The organism is Dyadobacter flavalbus (assembly GCF_006149045.1).
In the GTDB taxonomy this organism is placed as follows: Bacteria; Bacteroidota; Bacteroidia; order Cytophagales; family Spirosomataceae; genus Dyadobacter; species Dyadobacter flavalbus.
The window spans coordinates 203,911-220,307 of sequence record NZ_VBSN01000069.1 but is presented as its reverse complement, the minus strand read 5'-3'; the positions used below and the strand labels follow the sequence as shown (position 1 = coordinate 220,307).

Annotated in this window: 18 protein-coding genes; 8 read left to right on the top strand and 10 right to left on the bottom strand. The window is 43.2% G+C overall.

Annotated features, from left to right (window positions below; translation table 11 throughout):
- Nucleotides 1-14: 14 nt before the first annotated feature.
- Complete coding sequence (locus FEM33_RS22805; RefSeq protein ID WP_139014279.1) at nucleotides 15-1,286, top strand: replication-associated recombination protein A; 1,272 nt, start codon at nucleotides 15-17, stop codon at nucleotides 1,284-1,286.
- Here FEM33_RS22805 and FEM33_RS22800 read toward each other — a convergent pair.
- Entirely contained in the window at nucleotides 1,280-1,516 is a 237-nt protein-coding gene (locus FEM33_RS22800; protein WP_139014278.1) for a hypothetical protein, read from the bottom strand. The two genes, FEM33_RS22805 and FEM33_RS22800, sit on opposite strands and share 7 nt — an antisense overlap.
- Nucleotides 1,517-2,599: 1,083 nt before the next feature.
- Entirely contained in the window at nucleotides 2,600-3,100 is a 501-nt protein-coding gene (locus FEM33_RS22790; protein WP_139014276.1) for a hypothetical protein, read from the bottom strand.
- A gap of 841 nt (nucleotides 3,101-3,941) precedes the next feature.
- Between FEM33_RS22790 and FEM33_RS22780 the strand changes: the two genes are divergently transcribed.
- Entirely contained in the window at nucleotides 3,942-4,574 is a 633-nt protein-coding gene (locus FEM33_RS22780) for a response regulator (protein WP_139014274.1), read from the top strand.
- Between the two features lie 150 nt (nucleotides 4,575-4,724).
- Nucleotides 4,725-5,204, top strand: coding sequence for an ankyrin repeat domain-containing protein (locus tag FEM33_RS22775; RefSeq protein WP_139014273.1), 480 nt, complete (start codon nucleotides 4,725-4,727; stop codon nucleotides 5,202-5,204).
- A 155-nt stretch (nucleotides 5,205-5,359) separates the two neighbouring features.
- On the opposite strand, the gene FEM33_RS22770 is transcribed toward FEM33_RS22775, so the two are convergent.
- Complete coding sequence (locus FEM33_RS22770) at nucleotides 5,360-5,911, bottom strand: YciE/YciF ferroxidase family protein (RefSeq protein WP_139014272.1); 552 nt, start codon at nucleotides 5,909-5,911, stop codon at nucleotides 5,360-5,362.
- Between the two features lie 42 nt (nucleotides 5,912-5,953).
- Entirely contained in the window at nucleotides 5,954-6,406 is a 453-nt protein-coding gene (locus tag FEM33_RS22765) for a hypothetical protein (protein WP_139014271.1), read from the bottom strand.
- Nucleotides 6,407-6,596: 190 nt separating this feature from the next.
- Between FEM33_RS22765 and FEM33_RS22760 the strand changes: the two genes are divergently transcribed.
- Nucleotides 6,597-6,908: a hypothetical protein gene (locus tag FEM33_RS22760; RefSeq protein ID WP_139014270.1), complete on the top strand. Its 312-nt coding sequence runs from the start codon at nucleotides 6,597-6,599 to the stop codon at nucleotides 6,906-6,908.
- A gap of 15 nt (nucleotides 6,909-6,923) precedes the next feature.
- On the opposite strand, the gene FEM33_RS22755 is transcribed toward FEM33_RS22760, so the two are convergent.
- The 4 genes from FEM33_RS22755 to FEM33_RS22740 form a co-directional block, all read right to left on the bottom strand.
- Nucleotides 6,924-8,573 (bottom strand): ArnT family glycosyltransferase, encoded by a 1,650-nt coding sequence (locus FEM33_RS22755; RefSeq protein ID WP_139014269.1) that lies wholly within the window; start codon nucleotides 8,571-8,573, stop codon nucleotides 6,924-6,926.
- Between the two features lie 286 nt (nucleotides 8,574-8,859).
- Nucleotides 8,860-9,258, bottom strand: a complete 399-nt coding sequence (locus FEM33_RS22750) for a response regulator (protein ID WP_229214373.1) — start codon at nucleotides 9,256-9,258, stop codon at nucleotides 8,860-8,862.
- Nucleotides 9,251-11,404: a PAS domain S-box protein gene (locus tag FEM33_RS22745; protein ID WP_139014267.1), complete on the bottom strand. Its 2,154-nt coding sequence runs from the start codon at nucleotides 11,402-11,404 to the stop codon at nucleotides 9,251-9,253. Before FEM33_RS22745 ends, FEM33_RS22750 begins: the two co-directional genes overlap by 8 nt.
- Nucleotides 11,405-11,769: 365 nt before the next feature.
- A complete protein-coding gene (locus tag FEM33_RS22740; protein ID WP_138281303.1) occupies nucleotides 11,770-12,009 on the bottom strand; it encodes a hypothetical protein in 240 nt (79 codons plus the stop codon).
- 185 nt (nucleotides 12,010-12,194) lie between these two features.
- On the opposite strand from FEM33_RS22740, the gene FEM33_RS22735 reads away from it, so the two are divergent.
- Both FEM33_RS22735 and FEM33_RS22730 read left to right on the top strand, forming a co-directional pair.
- Nucleotides 12,195-12,566, top strand: coding sequence for an SPW repeat protein (locus FEM33_RS22735; RefSeq protein ID WP_139014266.1), 372 nt, complete (start codon nucleotides 12,195-12,197; stop codon nucleotides 12,564-12,566).
- Nucleotides 12,567-12,645: 79 nt separating this feature from the next.
- Complete coding sequence (locus FEM33_RS22730; RefSeq protein WP_139014265.1) at nucleotides 12,646-13,176, top strand: DUF4142 domain-containing protein; 531 nt, start codon at nucleotides 12,646-12,648, stop codon at nucleotides 13,174-13,176.
- 114 nt (nucleotides 13,177-13,290) lie between these two features.
- On the opposite strand, the gene FEM33_RS22725 is transcribed toward FEM33_RS22730, so the two are convergent.
- Nucleotides 13,291-14,040, bottom strand: a complete 750-nt coding sequence (locus FEM33_RS22725) for an OBAP family protein (RefSeq protein ID WP_139014264.1) — start codon at nucleotides 14,038-14,040, stop codon at nucleotides 13,291-13,293.
- 263 nt (nucleotides 14,041-14,303) lie between these two features.
- On the opposite strand from FEM33_RS22725, the gene FEM33_RS22720 reads away from it, so the two are divergent.
- Nucleotides 14,304-14,756 carry a YsnF/AvaK domain-containing protein gene (locus tag FEM33_RS22720; RefSeq protein WP_139014263.1) on the top strand — a complete coding sequence of 151 codons (453 nt, stop codon included), beginning with the start codon at nucleotides 14,304-14,306 and terminating at the stop codon, nucleotides 14,754-14,756.
- Nucleotides 14,757-14,799: 43 nt separating this feature from the next.
- Nucleotides 14,800-15,693 carry a YsnF/AvaK domain-containing protein gene (locus FEM33_RS22715; protein WP_229214372.1) on the top strand — a complete coding sequence of 298 codons (894 nt, stop codon included), beginning with the start codon at nucleotides 14,800-14,802 and terminating at the stop codon, nucleotides 15,691-15,693.
- An 89-nt stretch (nucleotides 15,694-15,782) separates the two neighbouring features.
- On the opposite strand, the gene FEM33_RS22710 is transcribed toward FEM33_RS22715, so the two are convergent.
- A complete protein-coding gene (locus FEM33_RS22710; RefSeq protein ID WP_139014262.1) occupies nucleotides 15,783-16,352 on the bottom strand; it encodes a hypothetical protein in 570 nt (189 codons plus the stop codon).
- Between the last annotated feature and the right edge of the window lie 45 nt (nucleotides 16,353-16,397).

Sequence of the window (16,397 nt, the reverse complement as noted above, 5' to 3'; positions counted from 1 at the left end):
AAAATACAATCTGAATGACACCGATGAACATACCGCTTGCCGAACGCCTGCGCCCGAAAACGCTGGACGATTTTGTCGGACAGGAAAAACTGCTTGGCCCGAACGGACCTTTGCGCAGAGCGATATTGCAGAATACGATTCCGTCCATGATTTTCTGGGGACCGCCGGGCGTAGGCAAAACGACATTGGCGCTGCTGATCGCAGAAACAACGAAAAGGCAGTTTTACAACCTCAGCGCAATCAGTTCCGGCGTAAAAGATCTGCGCGAAGTTCTGGCAAGGCCGTCGGGACTGTTTCCGGCGATACTGTTTATTGATGAAATTCACCGTTACAATAAAAGTCAGCAGGATGCATTGCTGGGCGCAGTCGAAAAAGGCCAGGTTACGCTGATCGGTGCCACAACCGAAAATCCGTCATTTGAAATCAATTCCGCATTGCTTTCCCGCTGTCAGGTTTATATTCTGGAAGCATTCGGCGAAAAGGAACTTAAAGATCTGATTGCAAGGGCAACGGAAAAAGATGCCTGGCTGCGAGGAAAAAACATCCGCTTTGCTTCGTACGATGCTTTGCTGAGACTTTCCGGCGGCGACGGGCGCAAACTGCTGAATTTGCTCGAACTTGTCGTACTTGGCAAAGGCGAAGAGCAGGAAATCGAAATAACGGATGAATGGGTTACGGAAGTTGCCCAGCAGCATATTGCACGCTACGACAAATCCGGCGAACAGCATTATGATATTATTTCCGCATTCATCAAATCGCTCCGGGGAAGTGACCCGAACGGGGCCGTTTACTGGCTGGCGCGCATGATTGTTGCCGGCGAAGATCCGGCTTTTATAGCCCGTAGAATGCTGATTATGGCATCGGAAGATATCGGAAATGCCAACCCGACCGCTATGATCATGGCAAATGCGTGCATGCAGGCAGTGAATGTAATCGGCTATCCGGAATCAAGGATTATTTTGTCACAGGTCGCTGTATATCTGGCCACTTCGCCGAAGAGCAACGCGAGTTATCTGGCCATCAACGATGCCATGGAAATGGCGAAAAATACCGCGCACTTGCCTGTTCCGCTGCATTTGAGGAATGCACCTACAAAGCTGATGAAGCAGATCGGTTATGGGAAAGAGTACAAATATTCACATGATTTTGAAGGCAATTTTGCTAAGCAAAACTTTCTGCCGGATGAAATCAAGGGAAGCAGGTTTTTTGAACCGGGCAAAAATGCACGTGAAGAAGAGATCCGAAAAAAGCTGCAGAACTGGTGGGGAGACTGGTACAATTACTGATTTCCTGCTTCTTTGAGCTTTTTTTCAAATGCAGCAAATGACAGGTCGGGCTTTTTTGAAGCAGTCTTTGACTTGCTCCATTGTGCAGTCAGGTTCCTGGCCAGTTTTTCCAGATTTTCTTCAGTTTCCTTTTTCCTGAGCATACCGGCAAGCTGCTCTGCATTTTTGCCTGATTCCGGCGTAAGCCCGAAATCCTTGTAATCTTCCAAAGCGGGGTTTTCATTTTCCATCGTACGGTAAGAGAGAAAGTAAAAGTAAGAACACGGAGTATATACACAAAGATGCACGCAAAGGATTACTTATTTCAAAAAAATATTCAGCATGTCCGTTTGCAATGCTGTCAGTTGTAAAATTCGTACATACAATCGGTTGCCGCCGAATGCAAATCCGGTCATTAAATGTTTTGTAAAACGGCAGAAAACAGGCGGATGTGTAAAAATGACAATTGCTTTGATGCTGATAAGCAATGCTTTATTAAATTTTACGATGCAGAAAATGGACGAAGAAAACGAACTTTCAACTGAAATGATACTATTTAATAACGCAATAAGCCAAAATTGCGCAGAAAGGGCATATTTCTACTCTAAAAAATGTCATTTCTTACACAAAAAGCAATGTTTTAAATAAAGAAATGGTTAAATTTGATGTTGAAAACCAGTCAAATGGCTTTCAATAACGTTGAGTAAAATCAGACATCCCGGATACTTTGTTTCTGGGATGTTTTTCATTTACGCAAGTTATAAAATTCAAACCTGTTCCGGGTGGAATGAATGCGGCTCTTTTATCGGGCGGAAAATGAAAAAAGTCTTACCCGTATGCAGTGATCACGGATAAGACTTCCTGTCTGTTAATATATATCGTTCCTTAATGGAATTCCATCTTTCTCAATCTTGCAGCATTGCGTTTTATAAACAAACGGTCACTGACAGAAAATTCATTCTGAGATCCGGCCTGTGATTTTTTCAGTTCAGAAATGAGCCAGATCGCACAAAAGGCAGCAGCAAGTAAAACTGCTATAAACAAATATGGTGTAATCAGGTAGATATTTTGAAGTAGCTGTGTCATAAGTTTGTTGATTAGTCAGGCATAACAGGTTTGTAATGTTGCATTATCAAACAATCGTGCCAGATTTTATCAGCTTTTTACTTGCAGCTTCTAAATACAATCCTGATTAAAGAATTGAAATATAAAGGTTTATCGAACTACCCGCATCTGTTGAATTTTGTGGAATATAAGCATTGATTTGTAGATTTCTGATGAATCCCGCACCCTGTCTGTTGACTTATACCGACAATAAATGACACTTTTAGACGCTAAAAAGTACCATTTATAACTTTCAGATCGCAGCCGACAACAGAATTGTTAACATAACCCACACTGATGCCTCCCACCTTAGTTGATTTCTTTGGCGGAAGCGGTGTTTTGATGGTTACAATTTTTGAAGTAAGTACCGACTGGGTTCCCGAAAGGTATTTGAACTCGATTTCAAGATTTTTGACCGTTGCCGCAGTCGCATTATTGATTGTCAGGCTGTGGATTGCAATCCCGCCGACGGTATGCCATTCATTTTCCATGATCTTGATATTGTTCAGCAGCTTTTCTTTATTGCTGCCCACCAGTGCGGAAATGGAATCAGCCTGGGTAACCACCTCTGTTCTGGATTTTACGACCGGTTTCTTTTTGAGAAAGTCAAATTGTTTGTAGTAATAAAGGATGTAAATAAAGGCGCAAACGGGGACAATCGCGCTAAGCCATTTAACAGTTGTAATCAAAGTCTTTCTGAACCTGGCTTTACTGCCTCTTTTCCTTGACATAAATAATGATACGTTAACGATGGATACGTTGAATTACAAACCAATAGTGCCTGAATTTTCCTTGCGGCTGATCAGGGTTGAAATGTTTTCTGCAAATATACAGAACACGGTTTCATATTTCATTTCGAAATAAGTTAATAAAGTGCGTTAACTTATTCTTAATCCTGTAAAATAATGCAGGAAGTAATTTACAGCAAAAGCCGCCGGAGCGATCCTTCAATGGCTTTGCCGGCGAATTGCCGGTTACTTTGCAATGACTGCTTTATAATCTTATAAGTTTTAGCCATTCCGTCCAATTGCTCCGCTGCTTTGTCTTTCCACAGCAACAAAGTGGCAACTTTCTCTCGGCATCCATGCTGTGTGTGCCGGCGCCGCAGTAACTGTGTAAGCAGGGTCCGTTAAATTGAGAGGCGTATGGCAAACCAGCGCAGGCGGTTCAGACAAAATTATAAATACCGCGTTGTAAATACGCGTTTCCCACTCCTGCTCCGGTGCATGCAGCTTCCGTAACAAATCTCATGAAATTCCGGCTTTCCGCGGCAAGCAGATCTTCCTAAAGTATCAGTTTGTACCCGATTTTGAATTCAGAAATGCTCCGTTCAAATAACTTCGGACAACAGCAAGCATAAAAGTGGAGGCAATATCAGGCAGTTATGTTCCGCAGTTTACCGCAGGATAAAACGATCCTTTTAATTGTCAAACTTTAATCATATTTGGGCCAAATGAACAATGCACAGATTTATTTGGCGGAAAACTTCCTACTCAATGTATATAAAACATCAATAAACACTTCTTATTCGCAAATACTTCAAAATCATTTGCTGTTATTAAAACCGGTTCTATGAAAATTACATTGGTTGACGAACTGCCGATACTGACAAGTGCTTTACAAAGCCTGTTTCTTCAGCTTCCTGATGTACAATACGTTGACATATTTGAGGATGGCAAGGAATTTCTGGCTAAAAAGAAAAGCAATCCGCCGGACATCCTGATTCTTGACCTGCTGATAAACGGAATGACCGGGATACAACTAGTGGAAATATGCCGGAATACATTTCCGAAAGGAATGAAAATAATTGTCCTTTCTACCATGACAGACTTCCAGACCATCAAACATGCGCTGAAAAAAGGTGTGAACGGTTATATGTCCAAGTGTACGTCTTTTGAGGAATTACAGGAATGCATCGCGGATGTATGCGACGGAAGACAGTACATCGGGAAGGAAATCAGGGATTACCTGATCAACAATATTTTTACTGAGGACCAGATTGTTGTGCATCTTTCACCCCGTGAGAAGGAAGTGCTTCAGAAAGTATGCGGCGGACAAACGATCAAGGAAATTGCTAACGACCTGAGATTGAGCGTGCATACCGTTCAGTATTATCACCGCTGCGTAATGGACAAGCTGAAAGTAAAACGCACGACGGATATGATCGTATTTGCAATCCAGCATAAGCTTTACATACCACAATAAAGTTGTTTACGCAAGGTACAGAAAATTAACAAGCATGGTTCCGGCATTGAAATCTGTAATAAATGCGCATAAAGCAAAGGCTTACAAGTATAATCTGGCACGATTAATGCAACAAACCTGAATTAAACTCAATTTTCATAAAAATAGTCAATGGACAATTTAGATCAGGTTATTTTGCATGCGGCACGTCTTGGAAATACGGAAGTTCTGGAAGAACTGATAAACCGCCAGATCAATGTAAATGTACAGGATGATAAAGGATACACGCCGCTCATCATCGCATGTTACAATAATCAGTATAATGCCGCCAAATTGTTGCTGAAAGCAAACGCAGATGTAAATGCAAGTGATTTCGGCGGTAACACTGCCCTGATGGGCGTCTCGTTTAAAGGGTATCCCGATATTGCAGAATTGCTGATCAGTTACGGTGCTGACCTGAATATGCAGCACGGAAACGGCGGAACAGCACTGATGTTTGCCGCCATGTTCGGCCGGAATGAACTGGTAAGGATTTTACTGAAGCACGGCGCCGACAGGCATATTGTTGATGTAAGAGGCCTTTCCGTTTACGACCTTGCCATACAACAGGGAAATGAAGAAGCATTGGTAATCCTGGAAGAACAGCAATAGTTATTTCGGGATTTTAAAAAAAGTCATGCTGAGTAAACCGTATGCCGGATTGGCAAAGCGTATATATAGCATTGGAACGGACTCCAGTTTCACTCAGCCTGACTAAGATTTTGTTTAAAGTAATTTGTGCTGCTTTTTTATTATTACAAAAGGGTTCAGTCCTCTTCAGAAGCTTTATAGTTCACGCAGTTTTCTGCAATTTCGGTCAGCAGGAAATCGGCATCTTTTTCTTCGCTCAATGTCTGGGCAAGCACTTCGGCTATGTCGTCCAAACCAAGGGTTTTGGCAAGCTGGGTCAGACCGCCGTATGTTGCAATTTCATAGTGTTCTATTTTTTGTACAGCAAGGATGATTCCTGCGTCCCGGGTTGCGGAACCGGCTTCTGTTCTTTCTACAATGTGCTCGCCTTCTTTAGTAAGCCCCTCCATGGCATCGCATTTCCGAGCAACAGCTTTTTCACCCAATGTATCAAAAATCTGTTCAAGCCTTTTAATCTGTTTCTCTGTAAGTATAAGATGCTCTTGCAAGGCACTGTTCAGATCCTGCGAAGTAGCAAAAGCAATTATACCCGGAAGTGTTTTTACCAGATGATTTTCCGCCCAGTATATATCCCGGAGCGAATCCAGAAACAATTCATGCAATGCAGGCTCTGCTTTTACAGCTTTTTTTGTCTTGATTTCTGGTTCTCCCCGGGATTCGTTTTTCATACATGGTTTCGGATTAAACAACAGTCCTGAAAGAGGACGATGTTATTTGTTATTAGGAACCGTTGACTCTGCCGTTCCTTTGTTTTTCTTGTTTTTACCTTTTTTTGAATCTTTGTTCATGGAACCGTTTGTTGCTTCATTCAGAGACGAGCTTTCCGGTGCCTGTGTTGTACTTGCTGCTGTTCCCGTAGCCTGCGGCCAGGCAGAAGTTCCCTGCGCACTGTTTCCCTGTGTTTGTACGGAATCGCTTTTGGCCGTTCCATGCATCTGATGTGTATTTCCTATTGCACTGTTGTCATCTCCGGACATGGTGCTTGCTGCAGTTCCGGTTGCCTGCGGCCAGGCCGAAGTACCCTGTGCGCTATTTCCTTGCGTTTGTGTGGAATCCTTGCCAGTACGTTTTGTATTTCCGGCACTGTTGCTGGTAGTTTGCGCCATGGCAGTTCCGCCGGCGATCAGCGTGAACATTACAACGCTTGTGATGAATTTTTTCATGATATTGACTTTTAGCTAGTTTGATATTGTAAAATGAATGAATCAATTATCGTTCCAGAAGCGTTTCAGGCCGGGTTCAGCAGTACTGCACTTCTGCGCACGGTGCGTTCTGCTTTCCAAATGCTTTTTCCAGCTGTTTGGTACAGTTTTAATGTTCCTTTATACATCAGAAAACACAACATGAACGCATATGAGCGAGATCAAAGATTATAAAGCATGGCTTTCCAATGTAGATCTGGAAAATCATGAAGATGTATACCAGCTTTACAGTTCAATTTCCAACTTTGAAGGTTCCGGCATCTTTTACACGGACAAAAGAGTGAAGAACGACGGATACGAGTACCGCGTAAAGGCAGACGGCAATGAAGATGTGCTGTTTCTGGAATCAGATGAAGCAAAACATGAGTTTTTACAATATCTGGCCAGTGAATATACAGATTCGGATGAAAGTAATATCCAGAAATGGTATGAACTTAAATCCGAAATCGGTAAAGTTGACTAGGCAATCCGGATACATTTACCGGATGTAAAGGAGATACCGTGTTTCCAGCATTTCATCCCTTTTTCTGGAATCGAGAAAATGAAGTTTAAGCTTGGTGATACGGTAATAGGCCGGTTTTCCCAAAATATCTGCCTTCACACCTGACCGGATCAGACTGTCGCCAAATGCGGCTGATGTGAACAGATACCCGGGTTTTTTATCCAGAAAATGTTGTAAACCGGCTTTACTCCCGAGCAATGCTACGTCGCCCGGCGCATAAAATTCAAAAGTATAGGAAAAAGCACCATAAGCAGCAACAGGAACATCCCTGTCACGAACCGGAATCAGTCCGGCTGCCTTGCGGCCGGATTGATATTCCAGCAAAAACGGGTAAAAAAAGACAAAAAGAAATACATACATCATAGCAGCCGCAACATAGCCTTTGAACAAAAGAGACAAAAGCCGGCTTTTAAATTTGACAACGCTCCCTGCCAGCACCAGCAGCAATGTTATCGTTGCCGCCGTAATTGCATGTTTGATCCCGGTTATATAAAGAAGCCATAATATGGTTGCACCCAATAATAAAACAAGTGCAGTCTGAACTTTCACCAAATGCTTTAATCCGGGATTTTCGGCCTGCTGATCAATGAAAAAGGCTGTAATTACAGACAAATAAGGAAAAATAATAACGATATAATGCGGAAGCTGGAATTTGGAAAGTGAAAACAACACGAAAGTTACAAGTGCGCTGCCGTAAATGATCCATCGGGCAGGATCACGGTTTTTGTCATAACCAATCAGATAAACAATTCCGGCCACAAGCCCTGCAGACCACGGAAGAAACGCCCATAAAGTAGTATGCAGGAAAAACAGTTTGTTGCCGCTTCCTTTAATCGGCCCGGTATTAAAAAACCTTCCAAACTGACTATCCCAGAAGAAAAACCGGACTCCCGATACATTTGTCCTGCCGAAAACAACCTTTTCAGGATGCATATCAAACTGTACATACAAGCTGTACAGTTCAGGAATGATGAAAACCAGACAAAGTACGGCCATGATCCACCATTTGTAATTGACAAACTGTTTCCATTGCCTTGTAATTATCCAGAAAATCACCCAGCCTCCGCCAATGGTCGCGAGCACAAAGATACCTTTGGTCATCATGGCGCAAGCTGCAAAAAACGCCGCAGCCACCACATGCCAAAAATTTCCGTTTCGGTAAGCGGCCAGCATATGCCATACTGAAGCAATGATGCAAGTGGTAAGATACGGCTCCGCCCGCACATCGAAATTGGCAAGTGTGCTGTGCAAGGCAACGGTATACAGCAGCACGGAAATCCGGGCTACCGAGTCGTTAAAAAGATCTCTTGCAGTAACATACGTATACCATAAACCTCCGAGCCAGAAAAGAAATGCCGGCAACTTGTATGCAAATCCGTTAATTCCCAGAACTTTATAACTGGCCGCAGCCATCCAGAAAGGAAAATGAGGTTTGTCCAGCCAGTCGTGACCGTCCCCGAAAAGGTTAATCCAGTCGCGATGCAGTACAATATGTTTGGCAATCGTCGCGTACAGCGCACCGTCGGGTTCCATGATGTCCAGAAACAATCCCGGAATGTTCAGCAGGATGCCAAGTGCAAGCAGCCATGAAAAATTACGTTTTAAAACAAGGTCTGCCTCACGCATTTTGATTCTTTATTCTGTTTGTAGGTTATTTTCCTGCCCGTATTCTACCTTGTTATATCGGACATAAAAATAAAGATGTGACCAAAATTAGGGTTCTTTGCCGGTTTTTCCTGAAAAAATCAGATCCATGCATCGGAGAATAATAGCCGGCCACTTTCCGGATCGGGCAAATGAGTACCTTTTTTCATTTGCCCGGCAGGGCTTCCGGAAAAGGAATGATGTAGTTGTAAAAATTGCCCGGGAATAAACAGTTTGGTAAGGTAGTCCGACTCGGACAATGGCCGGATTATTCCGGTTTCTTACTGTCAAAAAATGCTTTTACCGGTTCAGCGCTGGTAATTTCCAGGCACCCCTGCAGCGTAAGCGGCTTCTGCTGATAACCGATTACATGATCAAAGCTTAGTGCTTTTTCCTGTTCCGAATTCTCGGTAGCCGAACTGACCAATACAATCCACAGCCGTTGCAGATACGGACGTTCCTGAACAGCATGCAGAAAGTCCCAGCCGTTCATAACGGGCATATTGATATCCAGCAAAATGAGAAAAACGGTATTTTCCGCTTCGTACGAGTCCAGATAGCTCAGTGCTTCCTTTCCGTTATGAAAAAGTATTGTATCGTGCAGCACGCCTGCTTTCCGGAGAAACATCTCGTTCAGAAACAGCATGATCTTGTCATCATCAATCAAAATTATCTTTAACTCCTTTTCCTCCATTGCTGCTTTGTAGTTTATCTGCCTTTTGCGTTATGTCCTTGATCACTACATCCAGTTCCTGCGCCGATTCCAGTATATGATTCAGAATTTCGTTCTGGCTAATGTCTCCGCATGCGCCTATTTTCAGCAACTCCACCAGTCCCATCAACCGGGCAAGCGGAGCCCTTACAATATGAGACTGGGTCCATGCAATTTCTTTCAACTTTTCATTCTGGAGCCGGATCTGAAGCAGGTTCTGCCTGTAATCTGTAATATCCCTCAGCGACCCGACTGCCCGTATGGCAAGCCCCTGCCGATTGCGCAGGAAAATAATACGGTGTTCCACAAGTGCCAGTTCCCCGCTGGCTTTCTGAAAACGGAATTCTGAAACCAGCATTTCAGTGTCGGGATTCTCCGCTGCGGTCTTCAGTTCCGTCAGAACCCGTTTGCTGTCATCCGTATAAATATAGTCATACCATAATTTATTACTGTATATAGTCAGGTCAAAACCAAAAATATCCTGAAAACCGGGCCCCCATTCCACTTTGCCTGTTTCCATATCCCAGTCGTAAATGGCCTCATTGGCAGCCTTCTGGATCAGTTTATACCTTTCATTACTTAATATCAGATCATTGGATTTGAGAATTGTATCCGTAATATCCCGTGAATTGGTGACAAACCCGTTAATGGCCGGGTCGTACGACAGATTCGTTGCCGTTGTAACAATCCAGCGGTAATTTCCGGCAGCATCCAGATACCGGTATGGATCCGTTTTTGTCCGTTTCTGATGTCTGGCTTTCAGGAATAATTCTGCAATCCTGCTTCTGTCTTCGGGATGAATATACTGGAAGGCATCTTTGCCGATTAATTCATCGGGATGCAATCCCAATACATGATAATAACTTTCACCGACAAATTTGTAATGTCCGTTGCTATCGAGAATTGAAATCAGGTCGGCGCCTTCCTGAACAAGCGCCTTGAAACGCCTTTCACTCTGGATCAGCAGTTTCTTTTTTTCCATCTGATCGGTAATATCTTTTACACAATAAAGATGTACGCCGGAAATAATGTTGAGCGTTGCATTCAGGTTTCCCATAATATGAGTTCCATCCTTGCGCAGCAATTTTACGATCTTGTTGGAAATATTTTCTTTCAGAAGTCTTTTTCCGCTTTCCTCCGATTCCTGCTCATTTCTGAAAAGGTAAAATAAATTCAGGCTGTTCAGTTCCTGACCGGAGTAACCAAACATTTTTGTTGCTGCTTCATTTATATCCAGGCAGTTGCCCTGATCGTCTCCCAGCAGGATTGCATCGCTGGTATGATCAAAGACGGCCTTGAACTTTTTGTCTGCCTTGCGTTTTTCAGTAATATCCTGAATGATCCCTTTAATGCCAATTACCTGTTTTTCCGCATCTGTCTGAAGTTCGATCCGCTGAAAAACCCATTTTACTTCTCCGCTTTCTGTAATAATCCGGTGTTCAAAATCATTGTGTTCGCCTTCTTTCAGGGATGTGAAAGCTTCTTCATAGAGCAAATAGCGGTCATCAGGATGAAAACAGTTGATCAGATTCTCGAAAGTGGGCACAAAAGTCTGCGGATTTCTTCCATAAATTTCAAACATTTCCACAGACCAGTCGGAAATATCTTCATCCAGACGCCGGGTCCAATACCCGAGCTTTGCAATTTTCTGGGCATCAATCAGCTTTTCACTCCAGTGCTGCTTTTCTCTTTCTGCGGCTACAATGGCGGTTACGTCCAGTGACAACACCAGTTCCGCCTTTCTGCCATTGACATAAATTGTACCGCTTTGTATCTCTACATCAATAATTTCACCATTTTTCTTGCGGTGCTTCCATATGCCTCTGGAAAAAATTTTCTCACTTTTCCTTATTTCATTTACCGCTTTTACCAGATCGGGAATGTCTTTTTCAGGCCTGATATCCATAATGGTAAGTGCCAGAAACTCGCTTCGGCTGTACCCGTAATTCCGGATTGCCGCCTGATTTACCTCAAGAATCCGGAAAGTCTGCAGGTCATAAACCCACATGGGCTGCGGATTGAGATCAAACATATCATAATAAATGGCTGCCGAAACAGCCGGCCTGCTGTCTGCTGATATATCCTTTTTCTCTTTAATCATGGGTTATCATTTAGTTTCAGGCAACTATTTTCCTGACCATTCCGAAGTTGACACTATATTCCATTAAACCGAGCTCAGCGCAATCTAGAATAATTTTTTAAATTATTGTAGAACAATTATTACTATTTAACCCTAGTGCTGCAAATGGAAAGACAAGCGGTTTGTACATAAATATAAACAGCTCATATATTGCGGATTAGCCAAGTAAGTTATTCCTAGCCTATTTGTATCCGGTTGTATTGTCCGGGGTAACTTAGCTGATTCATAGCTGAATTTTAATCAACTATCAAAAACAAAGGGCAGCCGACAAAAGCCGGCTGCCCTTTTTACCTAAATTACTTCTATAAAGTAACTTACTATTTTGCTTAGTCGTGACCTTCCAGTTTGACCAGCTTGTTATAAAGACCTAAAAGAAGGAATGGAGCTGCCCATTGTCCTACAAATAGAGCTGTGTGTTTGTGATCCGTTAATTTAAGTGCCAGCGACACTCCCATGGATCCCAGTGCTGCCCACAAGAAAATATCAGAAGGTAATTTGGCAGTCTGTTCTTCTATTGCTGTCGCTACTTTTCCCTCTTTGTGCTCGGGATTGAAATCATTTTCCATACCTAACATTGGTTTTTAAGTTCAATATTTATTTCAAAATGGAGTATTAACAAAAACCATTCCTCACAAAATCACACCTGATTATCGTTTGGCATATTTTTTATTACGCAAACATGGTTCAGCCGTAAAAAGCTGTAACGTTTCGTATCAATCATCTTGTGTATCAACCTTAATCATCGCAGACAATGAAAATTATAAGCACAAAAGCACACGCAGTCCTCGATTACCTGAGCGGCGTGTTTTTTATCGCTTCTCCGTGGATCTTTGGCTTTAATGATGTTTCCACAGCAACCTGGATTCCTATTCTGATCGGAGCAACTACGCTCGTGATGTCTCTTTTTACAGATTATGAAGGCGGCATTGTCCGCAGCATCCATATGTCGGTGCATTTGATTGTGGATGTTGTTTCCGGTGTTTTACTCGTTGCATCCCCATGGCTTTTCGGCTTTGCAGATGAAGTTTATCTGCCGCATGTGATCCTCGGGATTTTTGCTATCGGAGCCGGCTCGCTAACCAGCAGCAACGCTCCTCATCACAGCCCCAATACCATCAACTGATTTATCCAAGACCTGCCATTTTCAACATCAGGCTTTGCATCATAAACTTAAAATTCATCAGTACTAAAAACCAATCATAATGAAAAAGCAACATCTTTTATATCTTTTCATGTCCGTATTAATGCTTACAACAGTAGCTTGCAATGACGATGACGACGATGATAACAACACGATTGCACAAGTTGACAGACAATTTGTACTCTCGGCAGCGGACGGCAATTTGTTTGAAATAAATTCCGGACAAGTTGCATCGAGCAAAGGCACTGCGGCAAATGTTAAAAGTTATGGTCAGATGATGGTTACGGATCATACCGCAGCAAGCCAGGAGCTGATGTCGCTGGCGAACAAGAAAAACGTGGAAATCCCGACAACACTTTCCGATGCCAAACAGGATAAACTGGATAGCCTTGCAGCTGTTTCGGGTGCTGCATTCGATTCCATCTACGTCAATATGATGGTTGTTTCTCACATGGAAACGGTTAATCTTTTTGAGAGAGAATCTACGGGCGGAGCCGACAGCGAACTCAAATCATGGGCAGCATCCAAGTTGCCTGCACTAAGACATCATCTGGAAATGGCCGAGGCTATGAAAGATTCACTGGCCAAATAATTAAGAACTCCGTAGCTTTATAATTGTATAAAAAAGGATGACGGCACATGTTTGCAGTCATCCTTTTTTTGTGTCTCATGCTTTACATGCAATGTAAAATGGCGCTTTCACGTCCTAGTGATGGCTTTTTGCTTTTTTATCGGTCCATTGCAGTTGTCTTATTTCCCCTTTTTGCCATGCATTTGCCAATGGATCAATGGACGGGGTCGGAATGTCTTTTCTGTTTTCCCGCTTTTTACTTGTTGATACCCCGAAGTTTTTATCTCTTTTGGCTACCATTCCCGTATCTAGTTGTCCATCTTTGGTGAATCCCATCATCAGCATCGGGGAACCCATAGGAAGCTGAAGATCGCGGTCTGTATGCCAGGTGTGAATCGTTTTTCCGTATGTGGAAACCAGCTTTTCCATTAATTCGTGCTCTGCTTCTTCGGGTATGCCGGGCGCAATCAGTTCACCGGATTTTACTTCATAAACATGGCTGTGCCAAAGTTTTTTTTCCTCAGGCGGCAGTTGTGCAAACAGCTTTGCGGAAACAATGTATTCAATTCCCATAATTTTGGCATTCTCGTCGTTTCCGTCAAAAATGATGGCCTGATGTACATCTTCGTTCAGCTGCGTAACGTAATGATGCGCTTCCATCTGGCCTTTCATGTCACCGTTGTAAAAGTGAAAACCGTCCAGGTATGTGTTCAGTTTTTTCAAAGGTGTTTTATCCTGCATCAGATCGGCACCGGCCCCGAGCACTTTGGACTTTGTGGTTTTTTCGGCGCCCGGCGCCTTTACATTGGATTCCGTGTTTTCACCGCCGCAGCCGGACAGCACAAGGAACATAAAAACAGTGGCAGGCAAGATATTGTTTTTCATAGTAATGGATAAATGGTTGAAAGTAAATGTGCATTCGGGTTAAAAATTATGCCCGCAGCATGGCTTGTATTTCCGGTAAAACTATTCAAATCCGACAGTCAGCTGCATCCATCATACGGGTTTGCGAATTGAAATCTACATATTGAGTAATTCCACATGCCAAACCGGGCGAATACATCTTGGAACCATTTTTGAGGCGTCATTAACACTTTAGTTAGTATTAACTGATCCATGACAATTAATCATCATAAATACTGCAGTACATGATCAATCAGAAAGAAAATGGCGAGTCCCCGGATGCAGAAAGCCGGACGGAACATTTCAGCGATATCACAGAACAGGAATCCATGGTTATTCCGGTGATAGAAGAACTATTGCAGGTAGATAAAAAAGTTATTGAAACAGGCAGAGTCCAGATCGAGAAAAAAGTGACCGACAAGGATGTCACGCTGGAACTACCCCTGATTCAGGAAAAAATCAATATCGAAAAGAAAGAAATAAACCAGTTTGTGGAAACGGCACCTCCGCCGGTCAGGTATGAAGGCGATACCATGATTCTTTCCGTGGTGAGAGAAGAAGCCGTTATTGTAAAAAAACTGTTTCTGGTAGAGGAACTGCATATTACCAGACATAAAACAGAAACACAGATGGTTTCAAAGGAAACCGTCAGAAAAGAAGAACTGATCATTAACAGATCGGAAAGTGCAGGCGAATGATTTTATTACAACAAACTATTTCAACAATAAAACGATCAGAGTTATGTCACAGACAGTCATAGGAATTTTCGAGAACAGTGCTGAAGCTTATCAGGCCAAACAAACTTTATTAAACCGCGGGTTCAGTCCCGACGATATTGATATCAATAATAATGTAGATACCGAAGACAGCCGCAGTACAGACGGACAGGTTACTGATACAACAGACCGTATCGGAAACTTCTTTTCACGCCTTTTTGATACCAATGATGAATCAGACCGTTACACCAAAGCAGGCCGTACGGGTACCATCATGACAGTACATACCAATAACATGCAGCAGGCGCTGGATGCATCCAATATTCTGGATGATTACGGCGCGGTGGACGTAAACGAATTTGAATCCAAAATTTCCGGTAGTACAGCTTATGACAGCAGTATTACATCCGATTATAACAACACCTTGCCGGCTGACGTGGAAGTTAACACAAGCAATGCAGCCCTCCTGTCCGGCTCGGCTGATCTGAATACAGGATCGGATGCTGTAATTTCTGATGAAGCAAACCTGGATACTGAATCTATTCCGGTGATCAAAGAAACAATCCATGTCGGCAAACGCAGTGTCGCTACCGGCGGTGTACGGTTCAGGAGCAGAATCATTGAGCGTCCTGTTGAAGAAACAATCCGGCTGAGACAGGAACGTGTTGAAGTAGACCGCACACCTGTAAACCGGGTAGCGACAGAAGCTGATTTTGCCAATTTCCAGGAAGGGACAATCGAAGTAACAGAAAGCGCAGAAGTTCCGGTTGTAAGCAAAGAAGCAAGGGTTGTGGAAGAAGTCAATGTAAATCTCAATACGCAGGAAAGAGAAGAAGTAATCCGGGATACCGTTCGCAGTACAGAAGTGACAGCCGAGGATCTGACTGAAACGGATCGTCGTAATTCGGGCAATATTTAAAAATGCCTGCCAATTTGCTGTATTGAATTCAAATAAAAGAAACCCGGATGTTGCATTACCGCAGCGTCCGGGTTTTTTATTTATACAATTCAGTCTAAATGCGCGTAACCGTCATTTCCAAGCATATCCTGACCATGAAATTGCTTGAATTCACCGATAATGGCATTTCTGTCAGCTGCATTTCTGGGATCGACGCTGATGATGATGCCGCCTTCTTTTACTCCGTCTTCATAGGAGCCTGTATTTCCCTTTGCAACTTTTGAGTTGAGAATATTACCGATTGTTCTGCCGGTTATTGCTCCCGCCGCTGCACCCGTCAGCCCGGCTATCCACCAAGGGCCGGCAATGGCAGTTTTTAACCTGGAATTAGAAATCAGGCTCAGCGAATACAATATTCCGGTTACGGCACCGGCAGCTCCTCCAAGCATGGCACCCAGATTAATTTTAGGTTGTTCGGCCAGCTTGGCTTCTGGCTCCGAGTGATAACCGGACTGGTTAAAGTGCTTGTTCAGCGTTTCATCCGACATCAGCAGCGAGATTTCATCGCGTGAATATCCTCTTTTAATCAGTGCATGATAGGCTTTATCTGCATTTTCCCTAGTTAAAAATACAGCGGATATGGTGCCGTGCGGATCATATGCGTAAGTAGAAGAATCCATTATATTTCAGTTTAGCTTGTAGCATGGCAAATGGCCGGGCTATTA